Genomic DNA, 13742 nt, shown 5'->3' on the forward strand with positions numbered 1-13742 from the left:
CCCGCGGAGCAAGCCTGAGAGGAAGACACTGTGAGTCATTTACTGGATCAACTGCGGTTCTTCAACCGCAAGCAAGGCGAGTTTTCGCAGGGGCACGGCGAGACCCGCAAGGAGTCCCGGGATTGGGAGAACGTCTACCGTTCCCGCTGGCAGTACGACAAGATCGTGCGGTCCACCCATGGGGTGAACTGCACCGGTTCCTGCTCGTGGAAAATCTATGTCAAGAACGGCCTGATCACCTGGGAAACCCAGCAGACCGACTACCCGCGCACCCGTAACGACCTGCCCAACCACGAACCCCGCGGTTGCCCTCGTGGCGCCAGCTACAGCTGGTACATCTACAGCGCCAACCGGCTCAAGTACCCGAAGGTGCGCAAGCCATTGCTCAAGCTGTGGCGCCAGGCCCGTCAGACCCTGCCACCGGTGGAAGCCTGGGCCAGCATCGTCGAGAACAAGGCCAAGGCCGACTCGTACAAGAGCAAGCGCGGCATGGGCGGCTTCATCCGCTCCAGCTGGGAAGAAGTCAACGAGATCATCGCCGCGGCCAACGTCTACACCGTCAAGCAGCACGGCCCTGACCGGGTGGTGGGCTTCTCGCCGATCCCGGCCATGTCCATGGTCAGCTATGCCGCCGGTGCCCGTTACCTGTCGCTGATCGGCGGCGCGTGCCTGAGCTTCTACGACTGGTACTGCGACCTGCCGCCGGCCTCGCCGATGGTCTGGGGCGAGCAGACCGACGTGCCGGAATCGGCCGACTGGTATAACTCCAACTACATCATTGCCTGGGGTTCCAACGTCCCGCAGACCCGGACCCCCGATGCCCACTTCTTCACCGAGGTGCGCTACAAGGGCACCAAGACCGTGGCGATCACCCCGGACTACTCGGAAGTCGCCAAGCTCACCGACCTGTGGCTCAACCCCAAACAGGGCACCGACGCCGCGCTGGCCCAGGCGTTCAACCATGTGATCTTCAAAGAATTCCACCTGGACAAGCCCAGCGCCTACTTCACCGACTACGCCAAGCGCTACACCGACCTGCCGGTGCTGGTCATGCTCAAGCCGATGCTCGGCGCAGCGCCCGGCTCAGGCTACCAGCCAGATCGGTTCCTGCGCGCCAGCGACCTGACCGACAACCTCGGCCAGGACAACAACCCGGAATGGAAAACCATCGCCCTGGACGCCGACGGCCAACTGGTTTCCCCCCAGGGCTCCATTGGTTATCGCTGGGGCGAGCAGGGCAAGTGGAACATCCTGCCCCGTGAAGGCGGCGAAGGTCGCGAGGTCGATCTCAAGCTGAGCCTGATCGGTGGCGACGTGGCCGAAGTGGCATTCCCGTACTTTGCCGGTGAATCCCAGGAGCATTTCCAGCACGTGGCGGGCGACGCGGTGCAGTTCCGCCGGGTGCCGGTGCACAGCGTGGTGTTGGCCGACGGCAGCGTGGCGAAAGTGGCGACCGTGTTCGACCTGTCGGCGGCCAACCTGGCCATCGACCGTGGCCTGGGGGGCGCCAACGTCGCCAAGGACTACAACGACGCTTCGGTACCCGGCACGCCGGCCTGGCAGGAACAGATTACGGGCGTGAGCCGCGAGAAGGCCATCCAGATCGCCCGCGAGTTCGCCGACAACGCCGACAAGACCCGTGGACGTTCGATGATCATCGTCGGTGCGGCGATGAATCACTGGTACCACATGGACATGAACTACCGCGGGCTGATCAATATGCTCATGCTCTGCGGTTGCATCGGCCAGACCGGTGGCGGCTGGGCCCACTACGTCGGCCAGGAGAAACTGCGTCCGCAGTGCGGCTGGCTGCCCCTGGCCTTCGGCCTGGATTGGAACCGGCCGCCACGGCAAATGAACGGCACCAGCTTCTTCTATGGCCACAGCTCCCAGTGGCGCCACGAGAAGATGAACATGCACGACGTGCTCTCGCCCCTGGCCGACAAGTCGCAGTTCCCCGAACACGCCCTGGACTACAACATCCGCGCCGAGCGGGCCGGCTGGTTGCCCAGCGCGCCGCAACTCAACACCAACCCGCTGCACATCTGCCGTGAAGCCGCCGCCGAAGGCCTGGAACCGAAGGACTATGTAGTCAAGTCGCTGCAGGACGGTTCCCTGCGCTTTGCCTGCGAACAGCCCGACAACCCGGCGAATTTCCCGCGCAACATGTTCATCTGGCGCTCCAACCTGCTCGGCTCCTCGGGCAAGGGCCACGAGTACATGCTCAAGTACCTGCTGGGTACCAAAAACGGCGTGATGAACGAGGACATCGGCAAGGTCGGCCACTGCAAGCCCACCGAGGCCGAATGGGTGGACGAGGGCGCCATCGGCAAGCTCGACCTGGTGACGACCCTGGACTTCCGCATGTCCTCGACCTGCGTTTATTCCGACATCGTCTTGCCGACCGCCACCTGGTACGAAAAAGACGACATGAACACCTCGGACATGCACCCGTTCATCCACCCGCTGTCCGCCGCCATCGACCCGGCCTGGGAGTCGCGTTCGGACTGGGAAATCTACAAGGGCATCGCCAAGGCGTTCTCGGCCATGGCCGTCGGGCACCTGGGTGTCGAGAAAGACCTGGTCACCGTACCGCTGATGCACGACAGCGTCGGCGAACTGGCCCAGCCCTTCGGTGGCACCGACTGGAAAACCGCCGGCGTGGCACCGCAGCCGGGCAAGAACGCGCCCAATCTGCAAGTGGTGGAGCGCGACTACCCCAACATCTACAAGCAGTTCACGTCCCTGGGTCCGCTGCTGGAAAAACTCGGCAACGGCGGCAAGGGCATCAACTGGAACACCGACACCGAAGTGAAATTCCTCGGTGAACTGAATCACCGCGAAGTCGATTCCGGCATCAGCCAAGGCCGGCCAAAGATCGACAGCGCCATCGACGCCGCCGAAGTGATCCTGTCCCTCGCGCCGGAAACCAACGGCCACGTCGCCGTGAAAGCCTGGGCGGCGCTGTCGGAATTCACCGGCATCGACCACAGCCACCTGGCGGTGTCCAAGGAGCACGAAGCGATTCGCTTCCGCGACATCCAGGCCCAGCCGCGCAAGATCATTTCCAGCCCGACCTGGTCCGGCCTGGAAGACGATCACGTGAGCTACAACGCCGGCTACACCAACGTGCATGAGTCCATCCCATGGCGCACCATCACCGGTCGCCAGCAGTTCTACCAGGATCACCCCTGGATGCAGGCGTTCGGCGAGCAACTGATGAGCTATCGGCCGCCGGTCAACACCCGCACTATCGAGGTGGTCAAGGGCAAGCGCACCAATGGCCATACCGAGATCGTCCTGAACTGGATCACCCCGCACCAGAAATGGGGCATCCACAGTACCTACACCGACAACTTGCTGATGCTCACCTTGAGCCGTGGCGGCCCGATCATCTGGCTCTCGGAAATCGACGCCCGGCGCGCCGGTATCGAGGACAACGACTGGGTCGAATGCTTCAACGCCAACGGCGCGTTGACTGCTCGTGCGGTGGTCAGCCAGCGGGTCAAGGATGGCATGGTGATGATGTACCACGCCCAGGAACGGATCGTGAACGTGCCCGGCGCGGAAACCACCAAGACCCGCGGCGGCCACCACAACTCGGTCACCCGCGTCGTGCTCAAGCCGACCCACATGATCGGCGGCTACGCCCAGCAGGCCTACGGCTTCAACTATTACGGCACGGTCGGGTGCAACCGCGACGAATTCGTCGTGGTGCGCAAGATGGCCAAGGTCGACTGGCTCGACGGTTCCAGCAGTGATGACCTGCCACGTCCACTGCCGACCGAGCTGGATTGAGGAGATTGATATGAAGATTCGCTCACAAATCGGCATGGTCCTGAACCTGGACAAATGCATCGGCTGCCACACCTGCTCGATCACCTGCAAGAACGTCTGGACCAGTCGCGAAGGCATGGAGTACGCCTGGTTCAACAACGTCGAGACCAAGCCTGGCATCGGCTACCCCAAGGAATGGGAAAACCAGGACAAGTGGAAGGGTGGCTGGATCCGCAATGCAGACGGCTCGATCAACCCGCGCATCGGCGGCAAGTTCCGTGTGTTGGCGAACATCTTCGCCAACCCGGACCTGCCAGGCCTGGACGACTATTACGAACCGTTCGACTTCGACTACCAGCACCTGCACACCGCACCGTTGGGTGAGCATCAGCCGGTCGCACGGCCGCGCTCGGTGGTGTCGGGCAAGCGCATGGAAAAGATCGAGTGGGGCCCGAACTGGGAGGAAATCCTCGGCACCGAGTTTGCCAAGCGGCGCAAGGACAAGAACTTCGACAAGATCCAGGCGGACATCTACGGCGAGTACGAAAACACCTTCATGATGTACCTGCCGCGCCTGTGCGAGCACTGCCTGAACCCGGCGTGCGCGGCATCGTGCCCGAGCGGGGCGATCTACAAGCGCGAAGAGGACGGCATCGTCCTGATCGATCAGGAGAAATGCCGTGGCTGGCGCATGTGCATCAGCGGCTGCCCGTACAAGAAGATCTATTTCAACTGGAAAAGCGGCAAGTCGGAAAAATGCATCTTCTGCTACCCGCGCATCGAAGCGGGGATGCCGACGGTCTGCGCTGAAACCTGCGTCGGCCGCATCCGTTATCTCGGCGTGCTGCTGTATGACGCCGACCGTATCAGCGAAGTGGCGAGCACCGCCGATGAAAAGGACCTGTACGAGAAGCAACTGGAGATTTTCCTCGACCCGAACGACCCGGCGGTGATCCGCCAGGCCCTGGCCGATGGCGTGCCGCAGTCGGTGATCGACTCGGCGCAACGCTCGCCGGTCTACATAATGGCCGTGGATTGGAAGCTCGCGCTGCCATTGCACCCTGAATACCGCACCTTGCCGATGGTCTGGTATGTGCCGCCGCTGTCGCCGATCCAGAACGCCGCCGCAGCCGGCACCGTAGGCATGAACGGGGTGATCCCGGACGTCGACAGCCTGCGTATCCCGCTGCGCTACCTGGCCAACCTGCTGACTGCCGGCGACGAGAAACCGGTGAAGCTGGCCCTCAAACGCTTGCTGGCGATGCGCGCCTACAAGCGTTCCGAACAGGTCGATGGTGTGCAGGACCTCAAGGTGCTGGCCGATGTCGGGCTGGACGTGAACCAGGTGAACGAGATGTACCGCTACCTGGCGATCGCCAACTACGAGGACCGCTTCGTCGTGCCAAGCGCCCACCGCGAAGAAGCCATGAGCGACGCGTTCGCCGAACGCTCCGGTTGCGGCTTCAGCTTCGGCAGTGGTTGCAGCGGCAGCTCCGACACCAACATGTTCGGCGGCAAGAAGGCCAACCGTCGCGACGTGATCAAGACCGTGCAGTTGTGGGAGGACTGAGCATGCGAATTCTCAAGGTGATTTCGTTGCTGCTCGATTACCCGACCGAGACCCTGGTGGCCGGTCGTGACGAGTTGGAACAGGCGATTCTCCAGGCGCGGGAAATCAGTCCGAATCAACGAGCAGGGTTGTTCGAGCTGCTGGAAGTGATTTGCAGCAAGGACCTGATGGACGGCCAGGAACACTACGGCGCGCTGTTTGGCCGTGGCCGTTCGTTGTCGCTGTTGCTGTTCGAACATGTCCATGGCGAGTCCCGCGACCGCGGCCAGGCCATGGTGGACATGATGGCCCAGTACGAGGAGGCCGGTTTCGCCATCGGCGTCAAGGAACTGCCCGATTACATTCCGCTGTACCTGGAATTCCTGTCCACCCGCGACGACCTGGAGGCCCGCGAGGGCTTGGCGGATGTCGCGCACTTGCTGGCCTTGCTCGCGGCGCGCCTGGAGGAGCGCGAAAGCGTTTATGCCAGTTGCTTCCGGGCCTTGTTGCAGATTGCCGGGGCCGAACCCCAGGGCGCGGTCGCCGAACTGCGTGAGCAAGTCAAGGCCGAGCCCCGGGACGACTCCCTCGAAGCCCTGGACCGGGTCTGGGAAGAAGAGGCGGTGGATTTCATGAAGGCCGAGCAGCAGGACCGCTGCGGCGGGTTGCCGAACGCGCCGGGCAAGGCCCGGGAAGAAAGCGCGGTGCCGCTGCATTGGGTGGATTTTCAGCATGAAGGGCGGGCCGCTGCGCCTGCCGGGGAGGTAGGCAATGTCTAAGTGGGATCTGTTGTTGTTCGGGGTTTATCCCTACGTCGCCCTGGCGATTTGCCTGATTGGCAGCTGGGCGCGGTTCGACCTGTCCCAGTACACCTGGAAGGCCGGCTCCAGCCAGATGCTCAGCAAGGGCGGCATGCGTGTGGCGAGCAACCTGTTCCACGTCGGCGTGTTGTTCGTACTGGCGGGCCACTTCGTCGGCCTGCTGACGCCTTCGGCCATCTACCACCACGTGCTGAGCACCGAGAACAAGCAATTGCTGGCGATGCTGTCCGGTGGTTTCTTCGGTGTGCTGGGCCTGATCGGTTTGCTGATGCTGCTCAACCGCCGCCTCACTGACCCACGGGTTCGCGCCACGTCCAACACCTCGGACATCCTGGTGCTCGTCGTGCTGCTGGTGCAACTGGTGCTCGGCCTGATGACCATCGTCGCCTCCACGGCGCACATGGACGGCTCGGTGATGGTGATGCTGGCCGACTGGGCCCAGAACACCGTACTGCTGCGTCCGGTGCAAGCCGCTACTTCGATAGCGCCGGTCGGCCTGGTCTACAAGCTCCACGTGCTGTTGGGCCTGACTCTGTTCGTGCTGTTCCCGTTCACCCGTCTGGTCCACATCGTCAGCGCGCCGGTCTGGTACCTGGGACGTCGTTATCAAATCGTTCGGCAGAAGTTCTGAGGAGACGATCATGGCAAGTGGATGCGGATGTGGTGGCGGTAACGGCGGCGGTGGTGGTTGTGGTTCTTCGGCTAAAGCGGCACCGGCGGTTGCGCCGGTTGCCGATGCCGATCCGGCGCGGGCGGTGCAGTTCGAGCCGGCCCAGGCCGGCCCGGCGGCAGTCGACGAAGCGCCGCAGTTGATCGCCAGCAGCGAGCAGGAGTGGCCGATCATCAGTGTCAACGGGGTCGCTATCAGTCCCCAGTCGATGGCGCTGGAGTTGCAATACCACCCGGCCGAAAGCCGGGAGGAGGCGGTCTATCAGGCCGCACGAGCCCTGGTGATCCGTGAGCTGTTGCAGCAACGTATCGCCGAGCTGGGCCTGTCGTTGCAGGTCGCCGCCGGTGAAAACGAAGAGGAAGCGGCCACCCGGCTGCTGCTCGAACGGGAGGTGCAGGTGCCGCAATGCGACGAGGCCACCTGCCGGCGTTACTTCGAGAGCAACCGGGCGCGTTTCCACAGTGCTCCGTTGCTGGCGGTGCGGCACATCCTGCTCGAATGCGCGCCGGACGATGCCGAGGCCCGCAGCCTGGCTCACGTGCAGGCCGAGCTGTTGCTGGAACGCCTGGATCAGCATCCGGGCAGCTTCGCCGAGCTGGCCCAGAAGTACTCGGCGTGCCCCTCCAAGGAGCAGGGCGGGTCGCTGGGGCAGATCAGCAAGGGCCAGACCGTGCCGGAGCTGGAGCGTCAGCTGTTCACCCTGCCAGCAGGCCTGGCGGGTAAACCGCTGGAGAGCCGCTACGGCTGGCATGTGATCAGCATCGACCAGCGTATCGAAGGTCAGCCGCTGCCCTACGAGGCGGTAGCGACGGCGATCCGGACCCAGTTGCAGCAGGGGGTGTGGCAAAAGGCGTTGGTGCAGTACCTGCAAACCCTGATTGGTGCGGCGGACATCCGTGGCATTCATCTCCAGGGCGCCGACTCACCGCTGGTGCAGTGAGCACCGGGTCAATCAGGGGGTATTCATGAACGCGGTGTTGCAGGACGGATTTGGGCGCCAGATCGATTATTTGCGGATGTCGGTGACCGATCGTTGTGATTTTCGCTGTGTGTATTGCATGGCGAAAAACATGACCTTCCTGCCGCGTCAGCAAGTGTTGACCCTGGAGGAATTGCAGCGGCTGGCGCGGTTGTTCGTCGGGATGGGAGTGAAGAAAATTCGCCTGACCGGTGGCGAGCCGCTGATCCGTCCCGGCATCGTCGGGTTGTGTCGCGACATCGCGGCATTGCCCGGCTTGCGGGAACTGGTGATGACCAGCAACGGCTCGCAGTTGGGCCGCCTGGCCCGGCCGCTGGCGGACGCTGGCGTCAAGCGCATGAACATCAGCCTCGACAGTCTCGATGGCGAGCGCTTTCGGGCGATCACCCGTAACGGCAACCTGGATCAGGTGCTGGCGGGCATCGAGGCGGCGAAGGCGGCGGGGTTCGAGCGGATCAAGCTCAATTGCGTGGTGATGAAGGGGCGCAACTTCGATGAAGTCCCGGCGTTGGTGCAATACGCCATCGAACAGCGCATCGACATCAGCTTCATCGAGGAAATGCCCCTGGGGGAGGTGGGGCGTTCCCGGGGCGAGGCGTTCTGTTCCAGCGATGAGGTCCGGGCCGAGATCGCTCACCATCACCGGCTGCTGGACAGCACCGAAAACAGCGGCGGGCCGGCGCGTTATGTGCGTTTGGAACAGCATCCGGACACCCGCATCGGTTTCATTTCCCCCAATACCCATAACTTCTGCGCCAGTTGCAACCGGGTGCGCATGACCGTTGAAGGGCGGCTGCTGCTCTGCCTCGGTCAGGAAGATTCCCTGGACCTGCGGGGCTTGCTGCGGCGCTATCCGCTGGATGACCAGCCGGTGATCCACGCGGTGCAACAAGCGCTGCGCGGCAAACCGCTGCGCCATGACTTCAACCCCGGTGGCGAGGTGCAGATTGTGCGGTTCATGAACATGAGTGGGGGTTAGGCATTTACCTGGCAGACACCAAAACACCCTGTGGGAGCGGGCTTGCTCGCGAAGGCGGTGGGTCAGTCGCTGAAGATGTTGACTGATCTGACGCCTTCGCGAGCAAGCCCGCTCCCACAGGGAATGTTGATGAGTTAGCTTTCAGACCACCCCCAATTCTTGACATCAATCAATTTCAATTAAACCTATCGGGCCTAACATCACTGCATATTGTGTCTTTATAGCTAAATATATCTATATGTAGTGTCTGGAGCCCAAATGCAGAGCACATTGATCTCAGTAGGATGTAACCGCTTGCACAAGCGCGACGGCAGTGTGGTTGCCTTCGACGCGGACAAGATCCGCCAGGCGTTGATCGCCGCTGGCAAGGCCACTGGCGAATACGCCGAAGCCGAGGCCGAACAATTGCTCGAAGCCGTGTTGGCTCGATTGGAAGGACAGACACGCTTGAACGTCGAGCAGATCCAGGACCGCGTCGAACGCGTTCTGATGGACGCCGGGTATTTCCTGTCCATGCGCGCCTATATCGTCTATCGCGAGCAACATGGTCGCCTGCGCCGGGACCGCCGTACCCTGGTGGAAGTCGCCACGTCGATGAACGAATACCTGGACCGCGAAGACTGGCGCGTGCAGGCCAACGCCAACCAGGGGTACTCCCTCGGTGGGTTGATCCTGAACGTGTCGGGCAAGGTCACCGCCAACTACTGGCTCGACGAGGTCTACAGCCAGGCCATCGGCGAGGCCCACCGCGAGGCCGACCTGCATATCCATGATCTGGACATGCTCGCCGGTTACTGCGCCGGCTGGTCGCTGCGCACCTTGTTGCACGAAGGCCTCAATGGCGTGCCGGGACGGGTCGAGGCCGGGCCGCCCAAGCACTTGAGCAGTGCCCTGGGGCAGATGGTGAATTTCCTCGGTACCCTGCAGAACGAGTGGGCCGGCGCCCAGGCGTTCAGCTCGTTCGACACTTACCTGGCCCCTTACGTGCGCAAGGACAACCTCAGCTACGATGAGGTCCGCCAGTCGTTGCAGGAGTTCATCTACAACCTCAACGTGCCGTCACGCTGGGGCACCCAGACCCCCTTCACCAACCTTACGTTCGACTGGGTCTGCCCTCAGGACCTGCGTGAGCAGATCCCGGTGATCGGTGGCGAGGAAATGCCGTTCGCCTATGGCAACCTGCAAGCGGAAATGGAACTGCTCAATCGCGCCTACATCGAGGTGATGCAAGCCGGCGATGCGAAAGGGCGAGTGTTCACCTTTCCGATCCCGACCTACAACATCACCCATGACTTTCCGTGGGACAGCGAGAACGCCGACCGGCTGTTCGAGATGACCGCCCGCTACGGTTTGCCGTACTTTCAGAATTTCCTCAATTCGGACATGCAGCCCAACCAGGTGCGCTCGATGTGCTGCCGTCTGCAACTGGACGTTCGCGAACTGCTCAAGCGCGGCGGGGGGTTGTTCGGCTCGGCGGAACAGACCGGCTCCCTGGGTGTGGTGACGATCAACTGCGCACGCCTGGGCTATTTGTACAAAGGCAACACCAGCGCGTTGTTGCAACGCCTCGATACCCTGATGGAACTGGCCAAGGAGAGTCTGGAGGTCAAGCGCAAGGTCATCCAGCATCACATGGATGCCGGCTTGTACCCTTACACCAAGCGCTACCTGGGTACCCTGCGCAATCACTTCTCCACCATCGGCGTGAACGGCCTGCACGAAATGCTGCGCAATTTCACCGATGACCAGCAGGGCTTGCACACCGAACAGGGCAGGGCGTTTGCCCTCCGGCTGCTGGATCACGTTCGGGCCACGCTGCTGCGTTTCCAGGAAGAAACCGGCCATCTGTACAACCTGGAAGCCACCCCCGCCGAAGGCACCACTTACCGTTTCGCCAAGGAGGACCTCAAGCGCTTCCCGGACATCTTGCAGGCCGGTAGCCCGGTCGCTCCGTATTACACCAACTCCTCGCAACTGCCGGTGGGCTTCACCGACGATCCGTTCGAAGCCCTGGAGCTGCAAGACGAGCTGCAATGCAAATACACCGGCGGCACCGTGTTGCACCTGTACATGGCCGAGCAGATTTCCTCCACGCAAGCGTGCAAGCAACTGGTGCGCAAGGCCCTCGGACGTTTCCGGCTGCCGTACCTCACCGTGACACCGACGTTCTCCATCTGCCCGGTTCACGGCTACCTGGCCGGCGAGCATGAGTTCTGCCCCAAATGTGACGAGGCCCTGCTGCTGCAACAACAGCGCCAGGCCACCGTTCACTGATTCGATCCATCGACCGCAAGGAGCTTCATCCATGAACGCATCACACACCGTTCCACAGGCACAGCGTCAACGTTGCGAAGTCTGGACCCGCGTGATGGGCTATCACCGTCCGGTGGCGGCCTTCAATCCGGGCAAGCAGTCCGAACACCGCGAGCGGGTGCACTTCACCGAACGCGCGGCCGGGCGTCCATGAGTCGAGTGCTGCGGGTCGGGGGCATGGTGCCCCTGACCACCCTTGATTATCCGGGCCAGTTGGCTTGCGTACTGTTTTGCCAGGGTTGCGCCTGGCGTTGTCGTTACTGCCATAACCCGCAGTTGATCGCGCCGCGTGGCAGCGAAGAGGTGGACTGGTGCCGGGTGCTGGCGTTCCTGCAGCGCCGCCAGGACCTGCTCGATGCCGTGGTGTTCAGCGGTGGTGAGCCGACCTTGCAGGACGGCCTGGCGTCGGCCATGGAGGAGGTGCGGCAGATGGATTTTCGCATCGGCTTGCACAGTGCCGGCATCAAGCCGGCGGCCTTCGCCAAGGTGGTTGGTCGTGCCGACTGGGTCGGCTTCGACATCAAGGCCCTGCCCGAAGACGCGCTGGACGTGACCCGGGTCGAAGGCAGCGGCGCCGCCAACTGGCGCAGCCTGGACCACCTGCTGGACAGCGGCGTTGATTATGAAGTTCGCACCACGGTTCATTGGCATCTGTTCGACCCTGAGCGCTTGCTGAGCCTGGCCCGGCGCCTGAGCGAGCGCGGCGTGACGCGGTTTGCCGTGCAACTGGTGCGCACCGCTCGGATGCTCGATCCCCATCTCTCCAGCGTTTCGGCACACGCCTTGCAGCCCGAGCTGTGGGGCGCCCTGCGCGAATTATTCCCCTCGTTCGTGTTGCGCAGTTGATCACCGCGCGATGAGGCACAGCGGCTCGGCCTGACCGGGCCATTTTCTTTCCAAGGTTTTCAAATGCGCTGCCGGATCGGCAGGTAGTTGAACAGGGAGCATTTGATATGACCAGACTCACCACTGCCCAACGTATCGTGATCGGCTTTGCCATCGCACCCTTGGCGTTGATCGCCCTGGCGTTGTACGCCTTGCACGACCTGGCGGCGCTGCGCGATCAGGCCGAGCAGATCGTTCGCCAGGACTGGCCGAAGATCGACCCGATCATGGTGATCGCCACGGGGGTGCGCGATAACGCCAGGAACACCCGTGACCTGTTGATCGACAAGAACAACGGCCAGGTCCAGCAATCCATCGACACCACCCGACAACGCATCACCCAGGCCTTCGCCACGCTGGAGCCGCTGCTGTTCCAGCCCGAGGGCAAGGCGGCCTATGCCGAACTGAAGAAGCGTCGAGAGGCCTACGTGGCCGCGTTCGTCCAGGTGCAGGCGTTGATCCGTCAGGGGGCGACGGATGAGGCAATGACGCAGCTGCGGCAAGGCGTGATCCCGGCGGAGCGTGAGGTATACAAAAGCCTCGAAGGGCTGATGGCGATGCAGGGCAGGCTGTTTGCCGAGCGCGAACGCCTGGCCCAGGAACGCTACAACGATGCGCGGCGCAACATGCTGGCGCTGGTGTTGGCGTGCCTGGCCCTGGTGAGCACGGTCGCGATCCTGGTGACTCGCAGCGTGACCCGTCCCTTGGGCGGCGAGCCCGACGACGCGGCGCGGGTTCTCAACCACATCGCCCAGGGTGACCTGACCATCCGCGTGCCGGTGAGTGGCGGTGCCAACGACAGCGTGATGAGCAACATGCACGATATGCAGCAGAGCCTCAACGCCATGGTCCGCCACATCGCGGCGTCGGTGGACCGGGTGGCCAGTTCATCCGAAGAACTGAGCGCCGTGAGTAGCCAGACCAACAGCACCTTGCAACTGCAGGGCATGGAGATCGAGCAGGCCGCGGCGGCGGTCAACCAGATGACCGCCGCGGTGGATGAAGTGGCGCGCAACGCCGTGAGCACCAGCGAGGCATCGCGCGTTTCCGAGCAGACTGCCCAGCGTGGTCGTGAGCAGGTCCAGCAGACGGTCGCTTCCATCTTTGCGTTGGCCGATGGCGTGACGGACACGTCGGCGCGCATTCAGCAACTGGCCGGACGGGTCGAGGACATCAGTTCGGTGCTGGACGTTATTCGCAGCATCGCCGAGCAGACCAACCTCCTGGCCTTGAACGCGGCTATCGAAGCAGCCCGCGCCGGCGATGCCGGGCGTGGCTTTGCGGTGGTGGCCGACGAAGTCCGGGCACTGGCCCATCGCACCCAGGATTCTACCCGGGAAATCGAGGACATGATCGGCAACATCCGTCAGGACAGCGGCCATGCCGTGACCGCCATGCAAAGCAACAGCGAACGGGTGCAGACCACCTTGCAAGTGGCCCAGCGCTCGGGCGATGCCCTGGATGAAATCGCCCGTTCGATCTCGCAGATCAACGAACGCAACCTGATGATCGCCAGCGCCACGGAACAACAAGCCTTGGTGGCCCGGGAGGTGGATCGCAACCTGGTGGGCATCCGCAACCTGTCCGAACAGGTGCTGCTGGGGGCCCGGCATACCGACACGGCCGGCCAGGACCTGGCGCAGATGGCCGGCTCGCTGCATGAGACGGTGGCGCGGTTCAAGGTGTAGCCGGATGCTTGATGGGTGGGATCTGTGGGATCTGTGGGATCTGTGGGAGCAAGGCTTGCCCGCGATGCAGACACCTCGATC

The 13742-nt window shown here is 62.9% G+C and carries 10 protein-coding genes; all 10 read left to right on the plus strand.

All coding sequences use genetic code 11. The annotated features are described in order from the left end of the window. The first annotated feature begins 30 nt into the window (after positions 1-30). The 10 genes from AD666_RS10590 to AD666_RS10635 all read left to right on the plus strand — a co-directional run bounded on the left by AD666_RS10590 (position 31) and on the right by AD666_RS10635 (position 13661). On the plus strand, positions 31-3798 hold the full coding sequence (locus tag AD666_RS10590) for a nitrate reductase subunit alpha (protein ID WP_053151367.1): 3768 nt from the start codon (positions 31-33) through the stop codon (positions 3796-3798). A 10-nt stretch (positions 3799-3808) separates the two neighbouring features. Continuing rightward, the gene (narH, locus tag AD666_RS10595) at positions 3809-5347 is read left to right on the plus strand and encodes a nitrate reductase subunit beta (RefSeq protein WP_053151370.1); all 1539 of its coding nucleotides are present in this window, start codon (positions 3809-3811) and stop codon (positions 5345-5347) included. Positions 5348-5349: 2 nt separating this feature from the next. Further along, positions 5350-6105: a nitrate reductase molybdenum cofactor assembly chaperone gene (gene narJ, locus AD666_RS10600; RefSeq protein WP_053151373.1), complete on the plus strand. Its 756-nt coding sequence runs from the start codon at positions 5350-5352 to the stop codon at positions 6103-6105. Continuing rightward, positions 6098-6778, plus strand: a complete 681-nt coding sequence (narI, locus tag AD666_RS10605; protein WP_053151376.1) for a respiratory nitrate reductase subunit gamma — start codon at positions 6098-6100, stop codon at positions 6776-6778. Before narJ ends, narI begins: the two co-directional genes overlap by 8 nt. 10 nt (positions 6779-6788) lie before the next feature. After that, complete coding sequence (locus AD666_RS10610) at positions 6789-7757, plus strand: peptidylprolyl isomerase (RefSeq protein ID WP_053151381.1); 969 nt, start codon at positions 6789-6791, stop codon at positions 7755-7757. A 25-nt stretch (positions 7758-7782) separates the two neighbouring features. After that, the gene (gene moaA / locus AD666_RS10615; RefSeq protein WP_053151382.1) at positions 7783-8775 is read left to right on the plus strand and encodes a GTP 3',8-cyclase MoaA; all 993 of its coding nucleotides are present in this window, start codon (positions 7783-7785) and stop codon (positions 8773-8775) included. A gap of 258 nt (positions 8776-9033) precedes the next feature. Continuing rightward, positions 9034-11049 (plus strand): ribonucleoside triphosphate reductase, encoded by a 2016-nt coding sequence (locus AD666_RS10620; RefSeq protein WP_053151388.1) that lies wholly within the window; start codon positions 9034-9036, stop codon positions 11047-11049. Between the two features lie 31 nt (positions 11050-11080). After that, entirely contained in the window at positions 11081-11242 is a 162-nt protein-coding gene (nrdD, locus tag AD666_RS10625) for an anaerobic ribonucleoside-triphosphate reductase (RefSeq protein ID WP_053151391.1), read from the plus strand. Continuing rightward, complete coding sequence (locus AD666_RS10630; RefSeq protein WP_053151393.1) at positions 11239-11934, plus strand: anaerobic ribonucleoside-triphosphate reductase activating protein; 696 nt, start codon at positions 11239-11241, stop codon at positions 11932-11934. The genes nrdD and AD666_RS10630 overlap by 4 nt, the downstream gene beginning before the upstream one ends. 107 nt (positions 11935-12041) lie before the next feature. After that, on the plus strand, positions 12042-13661 hold the full coding sequence (locus AD666_RS10635) for a methyl-accepting chemotaxis protein (protein WP_053151397.1): 1620 nt from the start codon (positions 12042-12044) through the stop codon (positions 13659-13661). The last annotated feature ends 81 nt before the right edge of the window (positions 13662-13742 follow it).

Origin of the sequence: Pseudomonas sp. Pf153 (genome assembly GCF_001269775.1) — a bacterium.
Taxonomy (GTDB): Bacteria; Pseudomonadota; Gammaproteobacteria; order Pseudomonadales; family Pseudomonadaceae; genus Aquipseudomonas; species Aquipseudomonas uvaldensis.

Excerpts from the sequence above, each read along its gene's own strand:
- AD666_RS10630 (WP_053151393.1), top strand. The coding sequence starts at position 11,239 with ATGAGTCGAGTGCTGCGGGTCGGGGGCATGGTGCCCCTGACCACCCTT.
- moaA (WP_053151382.1), top strand. The coding sequence starts at position 7,783 with ATGAACGCGGTGTTGCAGGACGGATTTGGGCGCCAGATCGATTATTTG.
- AD666_RS10610 (WP_053151381.1), top strand. The coding sequence starts at position 6,789 with ATGGCAAGTGGATGCGGATGTGGTGGCGGTAACGGCGGCGGTGGTGGT.
- narH (WP_053151370.1), top strand. The coding sequence starts at position 3,809 with ATGAAGATTCGCTCACAAATCGGCATGGTCCTGAACCTGGACAAATGC.
- narJ (WP_053151373.1), top strand. The coding sequence starts at position 5,350 with ATGCGAATTCTCAAGGTGATTTCGTTGCTGCTCGATTACCCGACCGAG.
- nrdD (WP_053151391.1), top strand. The coding sequence starts at position 11,081 with ATGAACGCATCACACACCGTTCCACAGGCACAGCGTCAACGTTGCGAA.
- narI (WP_053151376.1), top strand. The coding sequence starts at position 6,098 with ATGTCTAAGTGGGATCTGTTGTTGTTCGGGGTTTATCCCTACGTCGCC.
- AD666_RS10635 (WP_053151397.1), top strand. The coding sequence starts at position 12,042 with ATGACCAGACTCACCACTGCCCAACGTATCGTGATCGGCTTTGCCATC.
- AD666_RS10620 (WP_053151388.1), top strand. The coding sequence starts at position 9,034 with ATGCAGAGCACATTGATCTCAGTAGGATGTAACCGCTTGCACAAGCGC.